This is a genomic window from Sorangium sp. So ce1504, assembly GCF_051521635.1.
Taxonomy (GTDB): domain Bacteria; phylum Myxococcota_A; class Polyangia; order Polyangiales; family Polyangiaceae; genus Sorangium; species Sorangium cellulosum_B.
Genome location: NZ_CP150365.1, coordinates 6,806,496 through 6,826,853 on the forward strand (window position 1 = coordinate 6,806,496; position 20,358 = coordinate 6,826,853).

Here is a 20,358-nt window from a genome sequence, read left to right on the forward strand (position 1 = left end):
AGCTCGTCCCCGGCTCGGTCCGGAGGTCAGCCCCCAGAGGAGCTACGGGCTCCCCGGCGCATTTCTCCACTGCCGCACGAAGAACGGCCACGCGTCGTGGAGGTACAGGCCGAAGGGGATCCACCAGACGAGATCGTTCGTCAAGCAGAGCACGGCGGACCGAGGCGGCCATTGCCCGGTGACGAGCAGCCCAGCGAGGCCGATCGGCCCGAGCACCTTGCCGAGCAGACCGACGCTCGCAAGGAGGAACCCGCGCTCGGGCGCGCGCGCGACCTCCGCGTAGAGGATGGCGTACACCCCGACGACCATCCCCAGGCAGGCGAAGATCGGCGGGTGATTGAGGGGTTCCATGCCCGCGAAGCGAAAGAGCCATTGCGGGTCGGCGGCGGCGTAGAGCCCCCAGCAGGCGTTGTAGAGGGCAGCCAGCGCGAAGACGGCGCGGTGCAGGCGGCGGCGGGGGATCATCGCGGGGCGGCCTCGGCGGGAGGCCGGCGCTCATACACCGCGTCGACGCCGGGCACGAGCCGGATCTCGCCGGCGCCGAGCGCGCCGTGACGACGCGCTCGGACCCGTCAGATGCCGCCGCCGTCCTCGAAGACGTCGCTCCGCACCTGGGCCTGGCTGATCCGGCTGTTCGGCGGGACGCTGCGCGTGAGCCACACATTGCCGCCGATGCTCGATCCGCGGCCGATGGTGATGCGCCCGAGGATCGTCGCGCCGGCATACACCACCACCTGGTCCTCGACGATGGGGTGGCGGTCGATCCCCTTGATGGGGTTCCCGCTCGCGTCGCGCGGGAAGCTCTTCGCGCCGAGGGTGACGTCCTGGTAGAGGCGCACGCGCTCGCCGATACGGCACGTCTCCCCGATGACGACGCCCGTCCCGTGATCGATGAAGAAGCTCGCCCCGATCTCGGCGCCGGGGTGGATGTCGATGCCGGTGTCGGCGCGCGCGATCTCGGCGAGGGCGGGCGGCCTCGCGGGCGTCGAGCTCCCTCGGGAAGCCAAGGCCCCTCCGGACCTGCTCGTGGAGCGCGAGCAGCGCCGCGTCGAGCGTGTGCCCGACGAAGTAGTCGGTCCCCTCCTCGGTGAGATCCGCGGGCCCGAAGTGCGCCGGGAAGAACAATCACCCGACTCCTCATCTTTCATTTCGGACGACACCGCAACGCCGCCGCAACGCTGCCGCAACGACACCGCAACCCGCTTGGGCCTTGACCTCAGCTGACGTCCGCCGGTGTCCGCATCCACCACGGCACGTGCGCCTGCGCTCCACCATCACGAAGGAAAATCCGTTTTATAGGAGTCCAGCATGATGGAAAACACATCTGCTTTACAGGAGGAAAGCGTCCAGGGATCACGAGCGCCATTGCGGCAACCCAGGAAGAAGCTGTAGTACTGGCTCAGCTTTGGCGGAGACATCCCCCCACGCGCCAAAGCTCGAGGAAAAGCCCTGCCATGACGAACCACGAAAGCCATTTGCTTGGCGAGCGCGCCGCAAGGCAACACGCCAACACGAGCAAGACTCCGCCCCAGTGGGCCGGTTCCACCCCGCGTTGGCTCGTGCAGCTGCTCCCCTGGACGCCCGTCGAAGCAGGCGTGTACCGCCTCAACCGGGTCACCGATAGCGATTTCGCGGTCGATTGCAGCCCGGATGACGCGGCCGAGCTGCCCACGGCACGCATTCACTATGAAGAGCAGCCGCGCGAGTTCGTGCTCAACACGGTGACCACGACGATCCAGGTGCACACCCGGATCTCCGACCTGTTCCGCAGCCCCATGGATCAGGTGAAAGAGCAGCTCACCGTCCTCGTCGAGAAGCTCAAGGAGAAGCAAGAGGACGAGCTGATCAACAACGGCAACTACGGCCTGCTCAACAGCGTGCATGAGAGCATGCGGATCAAGCCGCGCGGCGCCGGCCCCACGCCGGACGATCTCGACGAGCTCATCGCGCGCGTGTGGAAGGAGCCGGCCTTTTTCCTGGCGCACCCGCGGGCCATCGCGGCGTTCGGTCGCGAATGCACGAAGCGCGGTGTTCCGCCGCCGACGGTGACCCTGTTCGGCTCGCCGTTCCTCACCTGGCGCGGCCTCCCGCTCATCCCCACCGACAAGCTGCACCTCGCGGGCAACAAGACCGATATCCTCCTGGTCCGCACCGGCGAGAAGAAGCGCGGTGTCGTGGGCCTGTTCCAGCCCGGGATCCCCGGCGAGGTGAGCCCGAGCCTGTCGATTCGCTTCATGGGCATCAACCAGCTCGGGGCTGCCTCGTACCTCGCGTCCCTGTACTGCTCGGCGGCGGTTCTGACCGAAGACGCGCTCGGCGTGCTCGAGGGCGTCCAGGTGGACAGCTACTATGAGTACAAGTGAGATCCTGACAGCGGATCTCCAGGGTGCTCTGCCGCAGGTGACCCACGCCGTAGGGAGCTCTGGGATCGCGCCCTTGAACGTGCCTCTCTCGGCGCCGGGCGGCGCGCCCGCGCCGGCGCCCGGCGTCCCCGGCTTCGACCCCGCCTCCCTGGCCGCGGTGATCGCGCAGCTCGCGAACGAGATGCTCGGCGCGCCGGTGAAGCAGGGGGCGGCGGCGCAGGCGGCGCCGCTTCCTGGCGCCGCGCCGTCGCAGTCACCCGTCCCGCACCTGGCGGCGGCTGGCGCGGCGCCGTCACCTGTACCGGGGCCGTCCGCGGCGGCGGCCCCCGTCTACCCCGGGTCGGCCCCCGCCTACTCCGGCTCTGTCCCCGCCTATTCGGGCTCTGTCCCCCCCTATTCCGGCGCGGCGCTGCCGGCTCCCGGCTCGGTCCTCGCTTCCTCCGGCGCGGCGCTGCCGCCTCCCGGCTCGGTCCCCGCTTCTTCCGGCGCGACGCCCGCCTTCCCCGGCGAGGCGTCGCTGCCGGACTCGACGGTGCGCGCTGGGTTCGTCCGCGTCCCGCTCGTGGGCTCCGATCCGCTGAGCCTGGGAGCGGCCGACGAGGTGCTCCGCATCCCGGTGCTGGGCGATCTCGCGGGCCGCGACGCCGACCCGTACTTCGTGCCCGGCGCGCCCGCGCTGGGCATCGAGTCGCCGGTCGGCCCTCCCCAGGTCGAAGCGCACGAGATCCGCGCCGTGGATCCGGCGCTGGTCCGCGGCGTGAGCGGCTCCGCCGGCATCCTGGACCCCCACGCGATCCGCCGCGACTTCCCCATCCTCGAGGAGCGGGTCCACAACAAGCGGCTCGTCTGGCTCGACAACGCGGCGACGACCCAGAAGCCCCGGGCCGTCATCGATCGTCTCTCGTACTTCTACGAGCACGAGAACTCCAACATCCACCGCGCGGCGCACGCGCTCGCGGCCCGCGCGACGGACGCGTACGAGGCGGCGCGCGAGGCGACGCGCCGCTTCATCAACGCCCCGTCCACGCGCGAGATCGTGTTCGTGCGCGGCACCACCGAGGGGATCAACCTGATCGCCCAGAGCTGGGGCCGGAGGAACGTGGGCCCGGGCGACGAGATCGTCATCACGTGGCTCGAGCACCACGCCAACATCGTGCCCTGGCAGCAGCTCTGCTCCGAGAAGGGCGCAAGGCTCCGTGTCGCTCCCGTGGACGACCGGGGCCAGGTGATCCTCGAGGAGTACGAGAAGCTGCTCGGCCCGCGGACGCGCATCGTCTCGATCACGCAGGTCTCGAACGCGCTCGGCACCATCACGCCCGCCCGCGAGATGGTGGCGATGGCGCACCGGCACGGCGCGCGCGTCGTCGTGGACGGCGCTCAAGCGGTGTCCCACATGCGCGCGGACGTGCAGCTCCTCGACTGCGACTTCTACGTGTTCTCGGGCCACAAGGTGTTCGGTCCCACGGGCATCGGCGCCGTCTTCGGCAAGAGCGAGGTGCTCGACGCGATGCCGCCCTGGCAGGGCGGCGGCAACATGATCGCGGACGTCACCTTCGAGCGGACGATCTACCACCCGCCTCCCGCGCGCTTCGAGGCCGGAACCGGCAACATCGCGGACGCGGTCGGCCTCGGGGCCGCGCTCGACTACGTGACGCGGATCGGGATCGAGAACATCGGCCGCTACGAGCACGAGCTGCTGCACTACGCCACCCACGCCCTCGCGACCGTCCCCGGGCTGCGGCTCATCGGCACCGCGGCCGACAAGGCGGGCGTGCTCTCCTTCGTCCTCGATGGGCAGCGCACCGAGGACGTGGGCGGGGCGCTCGACAGGGAGGGCATCGCGGTGCGCTCGGGCCACCACTGCGCGCAGCCCATCCTGCGCCGCTTCGGCCTGGAGAGCACCGTGCGCGCGTCGCTCGCCCCCTACAACACCTGCGAGGACATCGACGCGCTGGTTGACGCGCTGCATAGAATCCAGATCGGGAGGTCGCGCTGACTGGCCGTCCGGCGGCTGTCCGCTGAGGCGGACGCCGCCGGGCTCCCTGCCAGCCGCCCTCGCCGTCCACCCCCCTGGTTGGATCTTCAAAACAGGCTGAACACACGGGATTTCGAAGGTTTTCGTCTCGACGGCGAACTTGTGTCCCCCGGGTTGCCACTGTCGCACACGTCCGTTATAATGGACGAATGATCCAGACGATATCGCCCAGGGACGCGGACGAGCTGATCAAGAGCGGCGAGGTGGACGTTGTGGATGTGCGTGAGCCACGCGAGTGGTCGGTCGGACACGTGCCGCACGCGCGGCTGGTGCCCCTCGATCAACTGAGAGCGGATCCGCAGCGGGCCCTGCCGCGTGATCGGGTGGTGTTCGTTTGCGCGAAGGGCGCCCGCAGCCTGACGGCGGCGAAGCTCGCCGAGCGGCTCGGGTTGAACCAGCTCTACAACCTGGATGGCGGCACGAGCGGCTGGGTGAAGGCGGGGCTTCCGCTCGAGCACAGCTGAGCTGGGCTCACGCCGGCCGCATTTGCCCCGCGTTGCGGCTGGCGCGCGGCGGCTCCGTCGCAAGATGTCCGGCATGGCCCTGCGCGCACTTCGCACCTTCGTCCTCGTCCCCCTGTTCGCCGCTGCGTGCGCCCGAGGCGCCCCGCCTCCTGCCGCCGCGCCGGCTCCCCTGCCCTCGCCGGCGCCCTCGGCGGCCGCGAGCACCGCGCCCGCCGCGCGCTCGGCGCCTGCCGCGGCCCAGCGACTCCCGGCCTGGGTCGAGCGCAGCAACGAGCACGCAAAGGTCCTCCTCGACGTGCTCGTCCGGTTCTCGCCGGAGCGCGCCGGAGCTCTGGGGATCGAGCGCGCGGACCGGGAGATCGCGGATCTATCGCCCGGGGTCGAGGCGCAGAAACGCGCGGCCTTCCGCGCGGCCATCGTGGAGCTCCAGAAACGGCGAGAAACCCAGAAGGACCCGGCGGTCGCCGAAGATCTGCAGATCTTGCTGGACGCCGCGGACCGGGCCGTTCGCAGCTCGGAGCTCGAGGAGAAGTACAGCGTCACCTACGTGCACGTCACGGGGCTCGTGTTCGACGGCATCTCGAACCTCCTGGACGACCGGGTATCACCGGCGCGGCGGGCTGCGGCCCGCACGCGCCTCCGGCGCTATGCCGGCATGGAGGCGGGCTACGTGCCCATCGCCGAGCAGGCCATGGCCAGGCTCCTCCAGGACCTCGAGAAGCCCGGATTGCTCGCCCCGCCCAGGATGGAGATCGAGCGGCACCTCGCCACGAACGCCCGCGTGCGGGAGGGCATCGGTGAGCTGTTCAGGAAATACGGCATCAGCGGCCATGACGAGCCGCTCGCGGCGCTGAATCGCCAGCTCGAGGCGTACGACGCGGCGCTGCGCAGCGACGTGCTCCCCCGGGCGCGGACCGACTTCGCGTTGCCGCGGCCGCTCTATGCGTTCGCGCTCGAGTCGTACGGCGTCGATCTGCCGCCCGCCGAGCTCGCGCCCCTGGCCCACGCCGCCTTCGAGGATCTGACGGCGCAGATGCAGGAGCTCTCGAGCTCGGTCGCCAGGGCGCGCGAGCTGCCAGGCGCGGATTACCGCGACGTGCTCCGCGCCCTGAAGAAAGAGCAGCTGGTGGGCGAGGCCATCTTGCCGCATTACAAGGCGCGGCTGGCCCAGATAGAGGACATCATCAGGAAAGAGCGCCTCGTCACGCTGCCCGAGCGGCCTGCGCGCATCCGGCTCGGCACCGCCGCCGAGAGCGCCGAGACGCCAGCGCCGCACATGCGGCCGCCGCGGCTGCTCGGCAACCAGGGGGAAGTGGGGGAGTTCGTGTTGCCGCTCAGCCTCCCGGGCCCCCCCGGCGCCGCGGACGGGCTGCAGAAGGTTGACGACTTCACCCATGCAGCGGCGTCGTGGACGCTCACCGCCCACGAGGCGCGCCCCGGACACGAGCTCCAGTTCGCCTCGCTCGTCGAGCGCGGCGTCTCGATCGCCCGGGCGGTCTTCGCGATGAACAGCGCCAACACCGAGGGGTGGGGGCTGTACTCCGAGGCCCTCGTGTTCCCGTTCATGCCGCCCGAGGGTCAGCTCGTCTCGCTGCAATACCGCCTGCTGCGGGCCGCGCGCGCCTTCCTGGATCCGGAGCTCCAGGCCGGCAAGATCACGCCTGCGGCCGCGCGCGCCTTCCTGGAGCAGGAAGTGGTGCTGTCGGCGCCGTTCGCTCGGTCCGAGGTGGAGCGCTACACGTTTCGCGCGCCGGGGCAGGCGACATCGTATTTCTACGGGTTCACCCGGCTGATGGAGCTCCGGGCAGAGGTCGAGTCCATGATGGGCCCTCGCTTCGATGCGCAGCGATTTCACGATTTCGTGCTCGCCCAGGGGATCCTGCCGCCGGAGCTGCTGCGCAAGGCCGTGTTCGAGCGATTCGTCGAGGCTCAGCCGGCGCGCTGAGCGGGGAGGAGCGAGCGAGAGCGGTCTCGATCCGGCGCGGGGTCCCCTTGCGGCACGCCTCGCCGGCTCCACCTGTCGTGTCGGGCACGGGAGCGCCGGAGGGTGACGCATGGGAACGAACGAGAAGAAGGCAGCGGAGCGACAGCCGGAATCGCCTGAAGGCGCCGCGGCCGGACCCGAGGCGACGAGGGCGAAGACGCGCAAGGAGCGGAGCCCGCAGACACCGCTCGATCGCGGCGGGGCGGTCTCGCAGCGCGAGGCGTGGGAGCCGGTGGACGAGGCGTCGGACGAGTCGTTCCCCGCGAGCGACCCGCCGGCCTGGACGCCGATCCACCCGGGCTGAGCGCCGCGGCATGGCGGCGGCGGGGACCCTCGCCGGCCGCGCGCCCGTCACGGCTCGGGAACGCCCTCTTCGAGCCACGCCCGCGCGCTCTCGGCGGTGAGCTTGAAGTCCGGGGACACCCTCGACCGCCTCACGGTCTCCCCTGCCGCGTCTCGCCCCGTGAGGATGGCGTGAGGATCGTCCTCGTCGGGCACGATGTCGAGGTCCACCCGCATCCGGGCGCCGCCCCCGACCACCGTCGTCACGCTCCGGTGCAGCTGCGCCCGGCGTTGCTGGTCGTGCCGCGAAAGGATCTCGTTCGCCGTCTTCACCAGGGTGGCGAAGGCGCTCGCGTCGAGCGGCTTCGGGTTCTTCTTGTCACGCCCCATCGTCCACGGCCCCACCAGCGAGGGCTCGCTCTGGCCGTCGCACGTCATCTCGACGGCCCACCCATCGTCGTCCTCGTTCTTGATGACCCGCGCCGTCCACCCGTTCCCCTTCCACAGCTTCGGGTCCTGATCTTCAGGACGGATCGGGCTCGTCTGCCCCACCTCGTCGTGCGTCGCGTCCGTCGCATCGTGCGTCGTGTCCATGGGCGCGTCGGTGTACCCGCTGCGCGGCCGGTGCGTCCACTCCCTCCCGCGCATCTCGGGCATTTCCTGTCAGCCCCTCACGGCGCTGGACCACCTCCCTTCACGTCCGAGCGAGGCATGGCAACGGCGTCATTCAAGCGCAGCCGAAGGTCAGGATCGCCACAGACCTCCGCCGCGGGCTGGCTGACGGCCGCGGAGCTGCGACACTCGGCGCATGCTCCTCCACCGGCGCCCCTTCCTGGCCCTGTGCGCCGCAGCCCTCGCCCCGCGCGCCGCCCTCGCCGACAACGCCGGCGCCGCGCCGCCCTCGCCGCCGCCCCCCGCTTCCCCGCCCGCCTTCGATGTCCGCGACCTCCAGGTCCCCGGCGATCGCGCCCTCGGCAGGCGGTTCACGCTGCTCGTCCCGAAGCACCTCGCCCCGGGCGAGCGCGTGCCGCTGCTCGTGCTCCTCCACGGCCTCGGCGAGACCGGCGACGAGCGCCTCGGCGCCTTCGCGTGGCTAGAGCGGTACGGCCTAGGGCCGGCCTACGAGCGGCTGCGCCGCCCGCCGCTCGGGCGCACCTCGCGTCGCAAGGACTGGACTGACGCGCGGCTCGCCGAGGTGAACGCCGCGCTCGCGGCGCGGCCGTTCCGCGGCCTCGCGATCGCGTGTCCGTTCACGCCCAACGTCCACAAGGCCCCGAACCCCGCCGCGGCGCTCGACGGCTACGCGCGCTGGCTCGCGGAGGTGGTCCTGCCGCGCGCCCGCGCCGAGGCGCCCGCGTTCGACGACGCGGCCCGCACCTCGCTCGACGGCTGCTCCCTCGGCGGCTTCATCGGGATCGAGGTGTTCCTCCGCAGGCCCGAGCTCTTCGGCGCCCTCGGCGGCGTGCAGTCCGCCATCAGCGCCCACCGCGCCCCCGCCTACGCCGACCGGCTCGCCAGGGCCGTCGCCGCGGCCGGCCCGCGCGACCTCCACCTGCTCACCAGCGAGGGAGACCCGTTCCGCGACGCGAACGCCACCCTCGCCGCGCAGCTCGCGAAGCGCTCGATCCCCCACACCCTCCGCGTCCTGCCGGGGCCGCACGACCAGCCCTGGCTCCGCGAGGCCGGCACCATCGAGACGCTCCTCTTCCACGACCGGCGACCGCGCTGAGCCGGCGCGGCGCGCCCGATCGCCTACCCGAGCAGCCCCGCCTCCCGCAGGAAGGCGCCCTCGACCGCGGCGTAGTCGGCCTCCACGTCGAGCCGCGCGAGGACCGAGTAGAACCCGAACAGCGGCTCGAAGCACCGGCGCGTGTACGCCAGCGAGAGCTCCTCGAACCGCCCGCCGCGCGTGCCCAGGATGAGCGCCGCGTGGCGCGCGAACGCCGCCTCGTCCTTGCGGAGCGCCGGTCGATCCCCGGGTGTTGCACCTTCACGGCGACCTCGCGCCCATCCGCGAGCGCAGCGCGGTGCACCTGGCCGATGCTTCTTCTCGGTCGTCATCGGCGCAGCCGGCGCGTATAGCATGGCCCGGCCCATCGCCATGAAGACCAACGCCGCGCGCATCCTCGACAGCCTCGGCATCCCCTACGAGCTGCGCACCTACGAGGTCGACCCGAGCGACCTGACCGCGGGCACCGTGGCCAGGAAGATCGGCCTGCCGCCGGAGCAGGTGTGGAAGACGCTGGTGGCGCGCGGCGATCGCCACGGCGTCTGCTTCGCGGTGGTGCCGGGCAACGCCCAGCTCGATCTCAAGGCGATGGCCAGGCTCACCGGCGACCGGAAGGTCGACACGGTGTCGCTGAAGGAGGTCCAGCCGCTCACCGGTTACGTGCGCGGCGGGGTCACGGCGCTGGGCGCGAAGAAGGCCTATCCCGTCTACGCGGACGAGACGATCGAGCTCTTCGAGGTCGTCTCCATCTCGGCCGGCGTGCGCGGCACGCAGATCCTCGTCGCTCCCGGCGAGTACCTGCGCGCGACCAGGGCGAAGGTCGGCGCCATCGCGGCTCCTGGCGGCGACGCGGATTGAACGCGCGGGCCGCCGGATCCGCGGTATGCTGGCAGAGCTCGCCTCCGGTCCGGCGCCGGGCGGCGACGAGGGATATGACCAGAGCGGCATGCGACCTGCGCGATCCGAGCGAGCTGAGCACCGCCGAGCTGCGGCAGCGGTGCCGGGGCTGCAAGCCGTGGGAGCTCGGGCTCGGCGCGGTCCAGCTGGCCGCCTCGGCGGCGGCCGGAGGCGCCGTGCTCGCGGCGGCCGGCGCCTGCATTCCGGGGCTGGTCCAGTGCATCAGCGTGGGTCCGGCGCTCGCGGCCGGGCTCGCGGTCTGGGAGTCGATCGGCGTGGCCAGCGGGTGGCTCCCGGGCGCGGCGTACCGCGATGAGCTCGCGTTCCGCGCGTGGCACGCGGGGCTCTCGCCGTGGGTCGGGCCAGCCGCGCAGCGCCGCTGGGCCAGGCGCGCGCTGGCGCGCCGGCCCGCGGCCCCCGACTGGCTGCTCGTCCTCGAGGGCGTCGCGCCGGCCGGCGGAGGGCGCCGCTGGGTCAAGGTCGAGCTCTCGCTGTCCCCCTCCTCGGACGGCCCGTTCCGCTCGCAGGCCAGCGGGCACGCGCTGCTGCGCGCGGGCGGCGACGGCGCAGAAGCGCCGCACGAGCGGCGCCTCGCGATCGAGGAGCTCGACGACCTGAGGCGGGCCGTCGCAGAGCTCCCGGAGGCGCTCTCGCTGGACCCCCCCGCCTCGCCCCGGGACCCCGCGGTGTTCAACGGCCGCTGCGAGCTGCTCATCGCCAGGAGGACGCCGTTCGCCGCGGCCCAGCTGACGAGCGCGTTTCCGTCGCTCGAGGCAGGCCCTCAGGCGCCCTCGCAGTCGCTGCTGCACCGCCTGGTCCAGCTTGCCTGGCGCGGGGGCGAGTCAGGTCCGAGCCGGCGCGGCCGCTGACGCGGGCGCCTCGCGCATCAGACGCCGGCCGACCAGCATCAGCAGGACACCGGACGCGAGGAAGGCCAGGTCCCAGCCGAGCTGCCCCGGACCTGGACGGACATGGTGGATCTGCAGGAGGTGATGATCGATCACCCCCTCGACCAGGTTGAACAGCCCCCAGCCCATGGCGGCGGCGCCCGGGAACATCCGTCCGGGGAGCTCAGCTCCGCCCGCGCGCAGGGCGCTCCAGAGCTTGATGACACCTGCCACGGTGAGGCTCAATGCGACAACGCCGAACAGACCGTCGGCGAAGATGTTCCGCCTCACATCGTCGATGGTCGCGCCTGGATGGCAGCTGAAGCAGATCAGATGATGCCACTGCAGGAGCTGATGAAACAGGATGCCGTCGATCAGGCCACCTGCGCCCATGCCGAAGATCACCCCCGCCGTCTTCACGGCGCGTGATGTCCTCGTGGCGGCGATGATCTCCAGCGGGCGGGCTGTGCTCATGAAATCCTCCTGAGCGCGCCCCCATGCGAGCGGCAAACCACAGCCGTCGGGCGGCGGAGGACGGATCGGTCGGGCCGGCGGAGCGACCGGTTCGCCGCCGTCGGACCGCGGCGCTTTCGCCGGCCATGAACCAACGGCGCCCCGACTCCATGGACTGGCCAGCTCGGGCCTGGCACGGAGTTGGCACATGTCGGGGAGAGGAACCCACGTATCCGCAGAAATCGCTGAAAGGTGTCAGATGGACAATCGAATGAACCCGGAACGCGCCGCAGGAACGGCGGAGCCGGAGCACCAGGGTCCCAGGCCGGTCCCTTACACGTACCATGACGGCCGCGAGGATTACCTCCATGTCGGCCGCCGGGAGGGCGCGGAGCCGGATCAGCCCGAGGCGCTGGTCCCGCCTTCCGAGGGGATGACATCACCTCTCCAGGCGGCGTCCCCGCCGCCCGAAGCCGCCTCGGTGGCCGCCGCGCCGATCGCCTCGCCGCCCGAGGCGACGGCGCTGCCGCCCGAGGCGACGGCGCTGCCGCCCGAGGCGACGGCGCTGCCGCCCGCGGCGATGCCCGGGTCTCCCGGGGCGACGCCTCGCGCAGCGGCGCAGCGCCCTCAGCAGGCGATCCGGATGAGCGAGATCGTCACGCGCGGGCTGCGGACGGGCGCCGTGCTGACGGCAGCGACGATGTGCACGATGATGGCAGCGTCCACCATCAAGCGCGGATCCCCCTGGGCCGCCATGAACGCCATGGCGGCGGCGGTCGGCCTCGGGGGTCGCCGCGCGAAGCGCCGGTTCGACCCGGTCGCCACGCCCGCAGGGATGGCGGCGCTCGCCGGGGGCCTGCTCGTGTGGGGCATCGGCTACGAGAAGGCGCTCGACGCGGCGGGGCGGCGCGGCGGCGCGCTCACGGGCGCGCTGTCGGCGCTCGGCTGCTTTCTGGTCGACGACCTGGTCTTGCCCGACCGGCTCATGAAGAGCCTCCGAGACACGGTGGGCGTGGCCGGCATCGTCGGCCAATACATCGCCATCGGCGTCGCGAGCGCCGTCGCCCCGCGGTGAGCGCGCGAGGCGCCGGCGCGAGCGCCGCCGTGGCGCCGCGCCCCGCTATCTCTGCCCGGCGGCCTTGCGGTCCTTCGCGCCCGGCTCCTCGTGCTGGGGCAACGCGCCTCTCGGCTGCGCCTGTTCGGTCGCGCCGCTCTCCGACGGCGGCTCCTCCTCGGACGGGGCCGCCGCGCCCGCGGCGGTGGCCTCGGCGCCGGCCTCCCGCAGCTCGAGCGAGCCCGCGGGGCCGCCGCGGCCCGACTCCTCGTACGGCCCGCCGCCGAGCGAGCCCGGCGCGCGGAGCTCGGCGTCCTTGGGGTGCGGCCCGTCGAGCCGGAAGATCCCCTTCGATTGATCGACCTCGTCGAACCGCCTGTTCTCCTGCGCCTGCGCCTCGGACCGCTGCTTGGCCTTTTGCCCCATGATCCCCTCCCCTCGCCCGGCGCGCGGTGCGTCGACCGCACACACGCCCGCCTCGACCCGCGGCGTGCATGCGAGGTGCCGGACCGCGCCGGCCCCGCCCGCTCACGCCGGCCGCACCGCGCCCTGCTCCTCCGAGGCGGCCCCCACCGCGACCGGCTGGGTGAGCTGCTCCGAGGGCGTCCCGGCGGCCATCTGCTGGGCGATGATCAGCTCCCGCGCCTGCTGCCGCAGCCCGGGGAGCCTCGCGGCGAACACCGCCGCCGCGGCGACGCAGCACGCGCCGCCCGAGGCCACGGTCGCGGGCGCGCCGATCTTGCCCGCGAGCCAGCCGGCGAGCAGCGCGCCGAGCGGGGCCATCCCCATGAACATCATCGCGTAGACCGCCATGACGCGCCCGCGGAGCGCGTCCGGCACCATCGCCTGCACGAGCGTGTTCGACCCCGCCATCTGCACCATCATCGAGAAGCCGACGGGCACGAGCAGGAGCGCCGAGAGCCAGAACGACCGCGACAGCGCGAACAGCCCGAGCGCCACCCCGAACCCCGCGCAGGCCGCGGCGACCCAGCGGCCGAGGCCCCGGAGCCGCCTCCGGCTGGCGAGGACGAGCGCGCCGAGCAGCGCCCCGACGCCCGACGCGCCCATCAGGATGCCGAGCCCCTGCGCCCCCCCGCGCAGGATCCGATCGGCGAAGATCGGCATCAGCACCGCGTACGGCATCGCGGTGACGCTCACGACCCCGAGCAGGAGGAGGAGCGCGCGGATGGCCCTGGTGCGCGCGACGAACCGGAAGCCCTCGACCGTGTGGGCGAACGCGGAGCCGCGCCCGGCGGCGGCCGGACGGGGCGCGACGCGCATCGCCAGCAGGCTCCCGAGCACGGCAAGGAAGCTCACCCCGTTCGCGACGAAGCACCACCCCTCGCCGATCGCGCCGACGAGGATGCCCGCCACCGCCGGGCCGAGGATCCGCGCGCCGTTGAACATCGAGGAGTTGAGCGCGATGGCGTTGGCGAGGTCCTCCCTGCCCACCATCTCGACGACGAACGCCTGCCGCGTCGGGATGTCGAAGGCGTTCACGACGCCGAGGAGCACGCTGAACCCGAGGATGTGCCGGACCTGGACGTGCCCGCTCAGGGTGAGCGCGCCGAGCCCGAAGGCGAGCGCCATCGCGGCGGACTGCGTGGCGAGCAGGATGCGGTGGCGGCTCCGCCGGTCGGCCACCGTGCCGCCGATCGGGGCGAGCAGGAAGACGGGGATCTGCGTCGCGAACCCGACGGTGCCGAGCAGCAGCGACGAGCCCGTCAGCCGGTAGACGAGCCACGATTGGGCGACCGACTGCATCCAGGTGCCGACCAGCGAGACGAGCTGGCCGGCGAAGAAGAGCTGGTAGTTCCGGTGGCGGAGCGCGCGCAACAGCGACGGGGCGGAGGCCGCCGGGCGCTCGCCACGACCCGCCGCGGGGGGCGGCTCCGCTTCAGGCTGACCCATGGCCGAAGTATGGGGCGCAGGAGGCTCGGGAACCCGGGATTCGGAGGATCCGAGCGCGGCGGGGTGAGGCGCGTGGCCTCCGGCCGGGCTCCGCCGCGGCGCGCTCCCCCGGGCGCCGCCGCGGCGCGCGGATCAGCCCCCGCCCGCGTAGTTGGCGGGCCACGCCGCCGAGAGGAGGCCCCCGTCGACGGCGACGTCCTGGCCGGTGATGAACGAGGCCTTGTCGCTGAAGAGGAAGGCGACGAGCGCGGCCACCTCCTCGGGCCCGCCGACGCGGTTCATGGCGTGGAGCGACGCGGCGAAGGCGCGTCCCTGGGGATCGTCGAGGCGCCAGCCGGCCGTCGACATCTCCGACTCGACGACGCCGGGGCTCACCGCGTTGATGCGGATCCCCTTCTGCGCGTACTCGACCGCGGCCGTGCGCGTGAGCGCGACGAGGCCGGCCTTGGAGGCAGCGTAGACCGCCAGCCCGGGGAAGAAGCGCGACGCGGCCACCGACGCGCAGTTGACGATCGAGCCCCCGCCGCTCGCGAGCATGGCTTTGATCTGGTACTTCATGCACCAGAAGACGCCGCGGAGGTTCGTGTCCATGACCAGGTCGTAGTCGGCGTTGGACATGTCGGCGAGCGGCATCAAGAAGCCGGATCCGGCGTTGTTGAAGCTGCAGTCGAGGCGCCCGTAGGTGGACACCGCGGCCTTCACGAGCGCCTCGACGTCGCCCTCGACCCGCATGTCGGCGGTGACCCAGGTGATCTCCCCGCCGCGATCCTTGACGGCCGCGACGAGCTCGCGCCCTTGCGCCTCGCGCCGCGCGCTCGCGACGACCCTGGCGCCCTCGGCGGCCAGCGCGACGGCCGTCGACCTGCCGATGCCCGAGCTCGCGCCCGTGACGATGACGACCTTGTCTTTCAGAGCTCCCATGCCTCACATCCCTCGCGAAGGTGGCCGGCGCCTCCGTGACAGGCGCCGGCGCTTGTGAAATGCAGAGTTAAGGAACAACCGTCTTCGACCGTCTGGAGCGCGAGCTGAGCGCGCAGAGCGGGCCCATGACAATGCCAAGGGCGGGTACGAAAGGGAAGCGATTCCGGCGTTTTACGCGTCGTAACGCGACGCGCTCGCGACGCGCAGCATGGCTCCTTGTGCCGTGATGTCGCGCGTGCGTCGCCCTGGTTGCGCAGGGCTGCGCGGATGTGGGTCACGTCACCCTTGACCGAGGTGGCGTCGGCGCGGAGCGCGCGGCCAGGGCGGAGATGGGCTATAGGCCAGCGCCCATGAACCGACCGTACCTTATCGCCGGCGCGCTCTTCCTGGCCGGCCAGCTCTTCGCGCTCGGCTGCAGCGCCCCCAAGCCGGAGCCCGAGATCGCGTCCTCGGCCTCGCAGAGCGGCTACGCGGAGCGCTACCCGGCCGAGCTGCAGGCGACGGCCACGTCGTTCGGCGAGCGCGACGACCTCGCGAAGCGCGCCACAGCGCAGTTCGCGGGCTATCCCGATCAGCTCAAGAAGCCGGACTGGAAGCAGGTCCTCGACGTCATCGAGCAGGCGGACGCGGCGGGCCGGAGCTACGACTACGTGGAGCGCGTGCGCGCCGTCGACGGCGCGGCGGCGTTCTTCAACGACAACAAGGAGGACCTCACCCGCAAGGTGAGCGGCGCCGCGCAGTACGTCGTCAAGCAGAAGGGGTGCGACGTCGACGTCACGGGCGCCACGGCGCACGCGCTCGAGGAGGGCGTCGAGCGCCAGCTCGAGAAGTACGTCCGCGAGCGCAGCGAGGCGCACCGCCGCATCGAGCGCTACCGCGCCTCGCTCGGCAAGGAGAACGCCGCGACGCTCGAGAAGCAGGCCGACGCCGTGAGCTTCGTGAGCTACGTCGTCCACATCGACATGGTCGAGCACAAGCTCCGGCTCCGCCGGATGCTCGAGGAGATCGAGGCCATCAAGAAGTCGATCGACGAGGCGGTCGAGGCGGAGCGAGCATTCCAGTCCTCTGGCCGCCGCACCGACGAGGAGAAGAAGGCGTCGGAGGCGCGCATCGAGGAGCTCGGGCGCAGCAAGGCGATGCTCGACTCGTCCGCGACCCAGGCGAAGCAGATCGACGAGACGATGGAGGAGCGCATCGCCGCGGTCCAGAAGAGCTACCGCGAGGCGATGGACCGCCTGATCGCCACCCTCCGCAAGAACGCCGGCCTGCCGGCCGAGCCCGGCGAGGGCTGATCCCCCCGTCCCGTAGGCGCTAACCAACCTTCGCGCCGCGTTCTCCTACATTCGAACGTTCACGTTCAGGTTGGTGACCGATGGTGGAGGGGGAGTGGGCTTCTTCGCCCTCCTATCCCGCCCACCGCTCGGCCATCTCCAGCGTCCGCTGGTTCTCCGGTATCGTGAGGAACCGCTCCCTCCACACCGGATCGCTGATCTTCCCCGCCCTCTCCATCAACCTCTCCCTCGCCGCCGCGATCGCCGCCGCGCAGTCCGCCTCCATCCCGTTCGCCGCCAGCGCCTCCGCGTAGACGTTCCTCACCGCGGACTCCCCCTCCTCGATCGCCCCGATCGCCTGCAACATCGAGAACGCCTCCCCCGCCGCGGACAGCGCCTCGTCGAACCTCCCCAGCCCGAGCAGCGCCCTCGCCCTCGCCGCCACCGCCGCCGCGCGCAGCGGCGGCGCGCTCTGCAGGATCTCCGCCGCCGCCCTCGCCTCCTGCTCCGCCCCCTCGAAGTCCCGCGCGAGCAGCGCGATCCGCGCGAGGTACGTCCGCGCGCTCCCCTCCGTGCGCGGATCCCCGAGCCGCTGCGACAGCGCGATCGCCTCGCGCTCGGTCCGCTCCGCCTCCTCGATCCGCCCCCGGTAGCCGAGGACGTGCCCCAGGTTGCTGAGCGTCGCCACCGCGAGATCGTGCAACCCCATCCGCTCCGCGCCCGAGAGCGCGCTGCGCAGCACCTCCTCCGCGCCCGCGAAATCCCCGAGCTCCGCGTGCATGTACCCGACGTTCATGCGGAACGCGCACGCGTTGCCGCGGTCGCCCGCGCGCTCGAACGCCGCGAGCGCCGCGGACAGCCCCGCGAGGCACGCGCTGGGATCGCCGCTCACGAGCGCCCGGGCCGACCGCGCCGCGTGCAGCCGCGCCACCACCTCGACCTCCCGCTCCGCGAGATCCGTCCCGTCGCCCTCGATCGCCTCGATCAGCGCGTCCGCGAACGCGTAGCGCCCCCCGAACACGAGCAGCAGCGCCCCCTCGCCGAGGCACATGTGCTTCGCCACCAGCGCGCCCTCCGCCTCCGCCTCGGCGGCCTGCGCCGCGCTCATCCAGCGCTCCACCCGCTCGAAGCCGCCCAGCTTGCCCGCGGCCATGGCGACGTGCTTGATCGCCGAGAACCACGCCGCGGAGCCGGCGGGCAGCCGGTCCACCGCCTCGGTCCCGCGCTGCTCCGCGAGCGCGAGCTCCCCGCGCCAGACGTGCGCCTCGGCCTCCACGAGGCGCAGCGCGCCGAGCGCCTGCGCGTTCGGGCCGCACGCGACGCCGCGCTCGGCGCGCTCGATCGCCGCGGCGAGGTCCTGCGCCCGCAGCGCCTGCTCCGCCGCGCGGCAGTACGCGGCCGCGGCCCGCGACAGCTCGCCGCCGCGCTCGAAGTGCTCGCCGAGCGCCATCGCGTCCACCGCGCCCGCGCCCGCGCGCGACAGCCACTCGCCGGCGAGCCGGTGCCCGAGCCGCCGGTCGCCGTCCGTCAGCATCCCGTAGGCCGCCTCCCGCACGATCGCGTGCTGGAAGCTGTACTCCACCTCGCCGGGGAGGCTGCCCTCGCCGCGCCGGGAGATCACCTCGCGCTGCTCCAGCTCGACCAGCTTCGGCGCGACCTGCGCCCCGCCCACGAGCGCCGACACCCCGCCCTGCCAGAACGTCTGCCCGAACACGCTCGCCGCCCGCAGCGCCCGCCGCGCCTCGATGTCGAGCGCCTCGATGCGCGCCTGCACCATCGCCACCACCGTCTCGGGCAGGTCGGCGCCCTTGCCGTCGGCCACCGCGCGGAGCTGCTCCTCCAGGTAGAACGCGTTCCCGTCGGCGCGGTCGACGATCATCGCGAGGAGCTCCGGCGCGACGTCCTCGCCGAGCACCTGGCGCACCAGCCGCTCGCTCGCGCGCCGCGGCAGCCCCGACAGCTGCACCTCGTGGACGCCGCGCCCCGCCCAGAGCTTCGGGAAGAGCTCCCGCACCTCTGGCCGGCCGAGCGCGAGCACCATCAGCCGCTGATCGCCGAGGCTGCGGAGCGCCGAGTCGACGAGCAGCACGCTCGGCAGATCGCCCCAGTGCAGGTCCTCGAGCACGAGCAGCACGGGCCTCGCCGAGCACTCGGCCCTGAGGAGCTCCTCCCAGGCGACGCGGATCTGGTCGCTCATCAGCACGGGGCTGCGCCGCGCCGCCATCAGCTGCACGCTGTCGCCGTCGGGGAACGGCACGCCGACGAGCTCACCGAGGAACGCCGCGGTGCGCGCCGATTCGGCGTGGCCGTACCGCGCGACGCGCGCGCGGAGCTTGCGCTGCCGCGCCTCGATGGGCTCGCCCTCGAAGAGGCCGATCGCGCGCCGCAGCGCCGGGGCGAGCAGCGCGAAGGCCGAGCCGGCGCTCATCGGGTCGCCGCGCCCGATCCACACCTCCAGGTCCTCGCCGCGGTCGCGGAGCCGCCGGATCAGCTCGGAGCGCAGGCGGGATTTCCCTGCGCCCGCGGGCGCGGTCACGAGCACGGCGCTCGGCGTCGACTCCTCGACGCAGTGAGAGAACGCCGCCTCCAGCAGCGCGAGCTCGCGGTCGCGCCCGACGCACGGCGTCGGCTTGCCGAGCAGGGGCGGCGTGGAGGCGAGCTCCTCGCGCTCGCCGTGCAGGCGGAGGGCGCCCGCGTCGCGGGTCACGTCGAACCGGGCGCCGAGCAGCCCTGCGGTCACCTCGTCCATGCAGACGGCGTGCGCGCCGGCGGGCGCGTGCGCGGGCGGCAGCAGGTGGACCGCGCGGTCGATGAGCTCGCCGACCGGCAGCCGCGCGGACATCTCCGCGCGGCCCGTGACGAGCGCGACCGGCACGCTGCCGAGCAGCGCGTTCAGCGCGAGCGCGCAGCGGGCGGACTGCGCCGCGAGGTCGGTCGGGGCGCCGCCGGCGGTGAGCACGATGAGCGGCGAGCGGGACTCCAGGATCTCGAGCTCTCCCTGGTAGCGCTCGGCGACGGCGATGAGCGCCTTGCTGCGCTCCAGGTCCTCCTCCTGCGAGCGCGTCGCCTCGGCGTCGCCGCTCGCGTCGCGCGCGAGCACGAGGCACATCATCTTGCGCTCGTTCGTGGTGATCTCGCCCCCGCGCAGGGTGTTCGACGGGCGGCTGCTCGCGGCGCCGACGCCCGCGTCGTCGAGCGCGAGCAGCTCCGCCGCGACCGCGTCGCCGTCGCGGGGCCGGTCCTTCGGCGGCTTCGCGAGCATGCGCGCGACGAGGTCGTCGAGCGCCTCGGGGATGTCCCCGCGCAGCTCCCGGAGCCGCGGCGGCTCCTCGAGGATGACCTTGATGAGCACCGAGAGCCCGTCGGCGCCCTGGAACGCCGAGCGCCCGGTGAGGCACTTGAAGAGCACGCAGCCGAGCGAGAAGACGTCGGCGCGGGGGTCGATGTTCGGCTCGCTGCGGGCCTGCTCCGGCGCCATGTAGCCCGGGGTGCCGAGCATCGTGCCGGGCATGGTGAGGTGCCGGTCCATGGCGCCGAGGCGCACCACGCCGAAGTCGATGAGCGTGACCCCCTCGATCGCGCCGCCCACGAGGAGCAGGTTGCTCGGCTTGAGGTCGCGGTGCACGATGCCGGCGCGGTGCACGACGCCGAGCGTCGACGCGATGCGCGACGCGAGCGCGATGCTCTCGGCGATCGTGAGCGAGCTGCGGGTGAGCCGCTCGGTCAGCGTCTCGCCGGCGAGCCACTCCATCGCGAGGTAGGGCTGCCCCGCGTCGGTCGCGCCGTGCGCGATGTAGCGCACGATGCCCGGGTGCCGCAGCGCGGTGAGCGCCTCGAGCGCCTCGACCTCGCGCGCGAACCGGATCGCCTCCTGGAGCCCTCGCCGCTGCAAGACCTTCAGCGCCACCGGCTCGTTCGTGACCAGATCGCAGGCGCGGTAGACGTCCCCCATCCCGCCCGAGCTGGCGAGGCGCTCGATCAGGAAGCGACGGTCGATGACGTCTCCCACGCGCATCTCGTCCCCGCCTTACCTGAGACCTCGCATGAGCCTGCTTACAACGGAGTAAACGAACTCGGCCCCGATCGCCAGCGACTCCGCCCGCAGCG

The 20,358-nt window shown here is 72.8% G+C and carries 17 protein-coding genes and 1 pseudogene; 10 read left to right on the top strand and 8 right to left on the bottom strand.

Annotated elements, in window-relative coordinates; translation table 11 throughout:
* Positions 1 to 42: 42 nt before the first annotated feature.
* Together WMF39_RS25420 and WMF39_RS25425 are read right to left on the bottom strand one after the other, a co-directional pair.
* Positions 43 to 465, bottom strand: a complete 423-nt coding sequence (locus WMF39_RS25420) for a hypothetical protein (protein ID WP_437739068.1) — start codon at positions 463 to 465, stop codon at positions 43 to 45.
* A 107-nt stretch (positions 466 to 572) separates the two neighbouring features.
* Positions 573 to 1,119: pseudogene (locus tag WMF39_RS25425) on the bottom strand (serine O-acetyltransferase); the annotation flags it as partial.
* A gap of 335 nt (positions 1,120 to 1,454) precedes the next feature.
* Between WMF39_RS25425 and WMF39_RS25430 the strand changes: the two are divergent.
* The 5 genes from WMF39_RS25430 to WMF39_RS25450 all read left to right on the top strand — a co-directional run bounded on the left by WMF39_RS25430 (position 1,455) and on the right by WMF39_RS25450 (position 7,150).
* The gene (locus tag WMF39_RS25430) at positions 1,455 to 2,363 is read left to right on the top strand and encodes a family 2A encapsulin nanocompartment shell protein (protein ID WP_437739069.1); all 909 of its coding nucleotides are present in this window, start codon (positions 1,455 to 1,457) and stop codon (positions 2,361 to 2,363) included.
* On the top strand, positions 2,350 to 4,359 hold the full coding sequence (locus WMF39_RS25435; RefSeq protein WP_437739070.1) for a family 2A encapsulin nanocompartment cargo protein cysteine desulfurase: 2,010 nt from the start codon (positions 2,350 to 2,352) through the stop codon (positions 4,357 to 4,359). Before WMF39_RS25430 ends, WMF39_RS25435 begins: the two co-directional genes overlap by 14 nt.
* A 188-nt stretch (positions 4,360 to 4,547) precedes the next feature.
* On the top strand, positions 4,548 to 4,862 hold the full coding sequence (locus tag WMF39_RS25440; RefSeq protein ID WP_012237276.1) for a rhodanese-like domain-containing protein: 315 nt from the start codon (positions 4,548 to 4,550) through the stop codon (positions 4,860 to 4,862).
* A 73-nt stretch (positions 4,863 to 4,935) separates the two neighbouring features.
* Positions 4,936 to 6,807 (top strand): DUF885 domain-containing protein, encoded by a 1,872-nt coding sequence (locus tag WMF39_RS25445; protein ID WP_437739071.1) that lies wholly within the window; start codon positions 4,936 to 4,938, stop codon positions 6,805 to 6,807.
* 109 nt (positions 6,808 to 6,916) lie between these two features.
* On the top strand, positions 6,917 to 7,150 hold the full coding sequence (locus WMF39_RS25450; protein WP_437739072.1) for a hypothetical protein: 234 nt from the start codon (positions 6,917 to 6,919) through the stop codon (positions 7,148 to 7,150).
* A 47-nt stretch (positions 7,151 to 7,197) separates the two neighbouring features.
* Here the strand turns inward: WMF39_RS25450 and WMF39_RS25455 are convergent, their stop codons facing one another.
* Complete coding sequence (locus WMF39_RS25455) at positions 7,198 to 7,776, bottom strand: hypothetical protein (protein ID WP_437739073.1); 579 nt, start codon at positions 7,774 to 7,776, stop codon at positions 7,198 to 7,200.
* Between the two features lie 160 nt (positions 7,777 to 7,936).
* On the opposite strand from WMF39_RS25455, the gene WMF39_RS25460 reads away from it, so the two are divergent.
* The 3 genes from WMF39_RS25460 (at position 7,937) to WMF39_RS25470 (ending at position 10,623) form a co-directional block, all read left to right on the top strand.
* Positions 7,937 to 8,857 carry an alpha/beta hydrolase gene (locus tag WMF39_RS25460; protein WP_437739074.1) on the top strand — a complete coding sequence of 307 codons (921 nt, stop codon included), beginning with the start codon at positions 7,937 to 7,939 and terminating at the stop codon, positions 8,855 to 8,857.
* Between the two features lie 372 nt (positions 8,858 to 9,229).
* The gene (gene ybaK / locus WMF39_RS25465; protein WP_437739075.1) at positions 9,230 to 9,715 is read left to right on the top strand and encodes a Cys-tRNA(Pro) deacylase; all 486 of its coding nucleotides are present in this window, start codon (positions 9,230 to 9,232) and stop codon (positions 9,713 to 9,715) included.
* 74 nt (positions 9,716 to 9,789) lie between these two features.
* Complete coding sequence (locus WMF39_RS25470) at positions 9,790 to 10,623, top strand: hypothetical protein (RefSeq protein ID WP_437739076.1); 834 nt, start codon at positions 9,790 to 9,792, stop codon at positions 10,621 to 10,623.
* Here WMF39_RS25470 and WMF39_RS25475 read toward each other — a convergent pair.
* Positions 10,597 to 11,046, bottom strand: coding sequence for a DUF2243 domain-containing protein (locus WMF39_RS25475; RefSeq protein ID WP_437739077.1), 450 nt, complete (start codon positions 11,044 to 11,046; stop codon positions 10,597 to 10,599). The two genes, WMF39_RS25470 and WMF39_RS25475, sit on opposite strands and share 27 nt — an antisense overlap.
* 307 nt (positions 11,047 to 11,353) lie before the next feature.
* On the opposite strand from WMF39_RS25475, the gene WMF39_RS25480 reads away from it, so the two are divergent.
* Entirely contained in the window at positions 11,354 to 12,169 is an 816-nt protein-coding gene (locus WMF39_RS25480) for a hypothetical protein (protein WP_437739078.1), read from the top strand.
* A 45-nt stretch (positions 12,170 to 12,214) separates the two neighbouring features.
* On the opposite strand, the gene WMF39_RS25485 is transcribed toward WMF39_RS25480, so the two are convergent.
* The 3 genes from WMF39_RS25485 to WMF39_RS25495 form a co-directional block, all read right to left on the bottom strand.
* Entirely contained in the window at positions 12,215 to 12,574 is a 360-nt protein-coding gene (locus WMF39_RS25485; protein ID WP_437739079.1) for a hypothetical protein, read from the bottom strand.
* A gap of 102 nt (positions 12,575 to 12,676) precedes the next feature.
* Positions 12,677 to 14,059: an MFS transporter gene (locus tag WMF39_RS25490; RefSeq protein ID WP_437739080.1), complete on the bottom strand. Its 1,383-nt coding sequence runs from the start codon at positions 14,057 to 14,059 to the stop codon at positions 12,677 to 12,679.
* A gap of 132 nt (positions 14,060 to 14,191) precedes the next feature.
* A complete protein-coding gene (locus WMF39_RS25495; protein ID WP_437739081.1) occupies positions 14,192 to 14,980 on the bottom strand; it encodes an SDR family NAD(P)-dependent oxidoreductase in 789 nt (262 codons plus the stop codon).
* Positions 14,981 to 15,330: 350 nt separating this feature from the next.
* Between WMF39_RS25495 and WMF39_RS25500 the strand changes: the two genes are divergently transcribed.
* Positions 15,331 to 16,272 carry a hypothetical protein gene (locus WMF39_RS25500; RefSeq protein ID WP_437739082.1) on the top strand — a complete coding sequence of 314 codons (942 nt, stop codon included), beginning with the start codon at positions 15,331 to 15,333 and terminating at the stop codon, positions 16,270 to 16,272.
* Positions 16,273 to 16,384: 112 nt separating this feature from the next.
* Here the strand turns inward: WMF39_RS25500 and WMF39_RS25505 are convergent, their stop codons facing one another.
* Positions 16,385 to 20,266 (bottom strand): serine/threonine-protein kinase, encoded by a 3,882-nt coding sequence (locus tag WMF39_RS25505; protein ID WP_437739083.1) that lies wholly within the window; start codon positions 20,264 to 20,266, stop codon positions 16,385 to 16,387.
* Positions 20,267 to 20,358 lie beyond the last annotated feature (92 nt).

What these genes read in the sequence shown, in the direction of transcription:
- WMF39_RS25420 (WP_437739068.1), bottom strand. Translation starts at nt 465, where the DNA reads ATGATCCCCCGCCGCCGCCTGCACCGCGCCGTCTTCGCGCTGGCTGCC.
- WMF39_RS25430 (WP_437739069.1), top strand. Translation starts at nt 1,455, where the DNA reads ATGACGAACCACGAAAGCCATTTGCTTGGCGAGCGCGCCGCAAGGCAA.
- WMF39_RS25435 (WP_437739070.1), top strand. Translation starts at nt 2,350, where the DNA reads ATGAGTACAAGTGAGATCCTGACAGCGGATCTCCAGGGTGCTCTGCCG.
- WMF39_RS25440 (WP_012237276.1), top strand. Translation starts at nt 4,548, where the DNA reads ATGATCCAGACGATATCGCCCAGGGACGCGGACGAGCTGATCAAGAGC.
- WMF39_RS25445 (WP_437739071.1), top strand. Translation starts at nt 4,936, where the DNA reads ATGGCCCTGCGCGCACTTCGCACCTTCGTCCTCGTCCCCCTGTTCGCC.
- WMF39_RS25450 (WP_437739072.1), top strand. Translation starts at nt 6,917, where the DNA reads ATGGGAACGAACGAGAAGAAGGCAGCGGAGCGACAGCCGGAATCGCCT.
- WMF39_RS25455 (WP_437739073.1), bottom strand. Translation starts at nt 7,776, where the DNA reads ATGCGCGGGAGGGAGTGGACGCACCGGCCGCGCAGCGGGTACACCGAC.
- WMF39_RS25460 (WP_437739074.1), top strand. Translation starts at nt 7,937, where the DNA reads ATGCTCCTCCACCGGCGCCCCTTCCTGGCCCTGTGCGCCGCAGCCCTC.
- ybaK (WP_437739075.1), top strand. Translation starts at nt 9,230, where the DNA reads ATGAAGACCAACGCCGCGCGCATCCTCGACAGCCTCGGCATCCCCTAC.
- WMF39_RS25470 (WP_437739076.1), top strand. Translation starts at nt 9,790, where the DNA reads ATGACCAGAGCGGCATGCGACCTGCGCGATCCGAGCGAGCTGAGCACC.
- WMF39_RS25480 (WP_437739078.1), top strand. Translation starts at nt 11,354, where the DNA reads ATGGACAATCGAATGAACCCGGAACGCGCCGCAGGAACGGCGGAGCCG.
- WMF39_RS25485 (WP_437739079.1), bottom strand. Translation starts at nt 12,574, where the DNA reads ATGGGGCAAAAGGCCAAGCAGCGGTCCGAGGCGCAGGCGCAGGAGAAC.
- WMF39_RS25490 (WP_437739080.1), bottom strand. Translation starts at nt 14,059, where the DNA reads ATGGGTCAGCCTGAAGCGGAGCCGCCCCCCGCGGCGGGTCGTGGCGAG.
- WMF39_RS25495 (WP_437739081.1), bottom strand. Translation starts at nt 14,980, where the DNA reads ATGGGAGCTCTGAAAGACAAGGTCGTCATCGTCACGGGCGCGAGCTCG.
- WMF39_RS25500 (WP_437739082.1), top strand. Translation starts at nt 15,331, where the DNA reads ATGAACCGACCGTACCTTATCGCCGGCGCGCTCTTCCTGGCCGGCCAG.
- WMF39_RS25505 (WP_437739083.1), bottom strand. Translation starts at nt 20,266, where the DNA reads ATGCGCGTGGGAGACGTCATCGACCGTCGCTTCCTGATCGAGCGCCTC.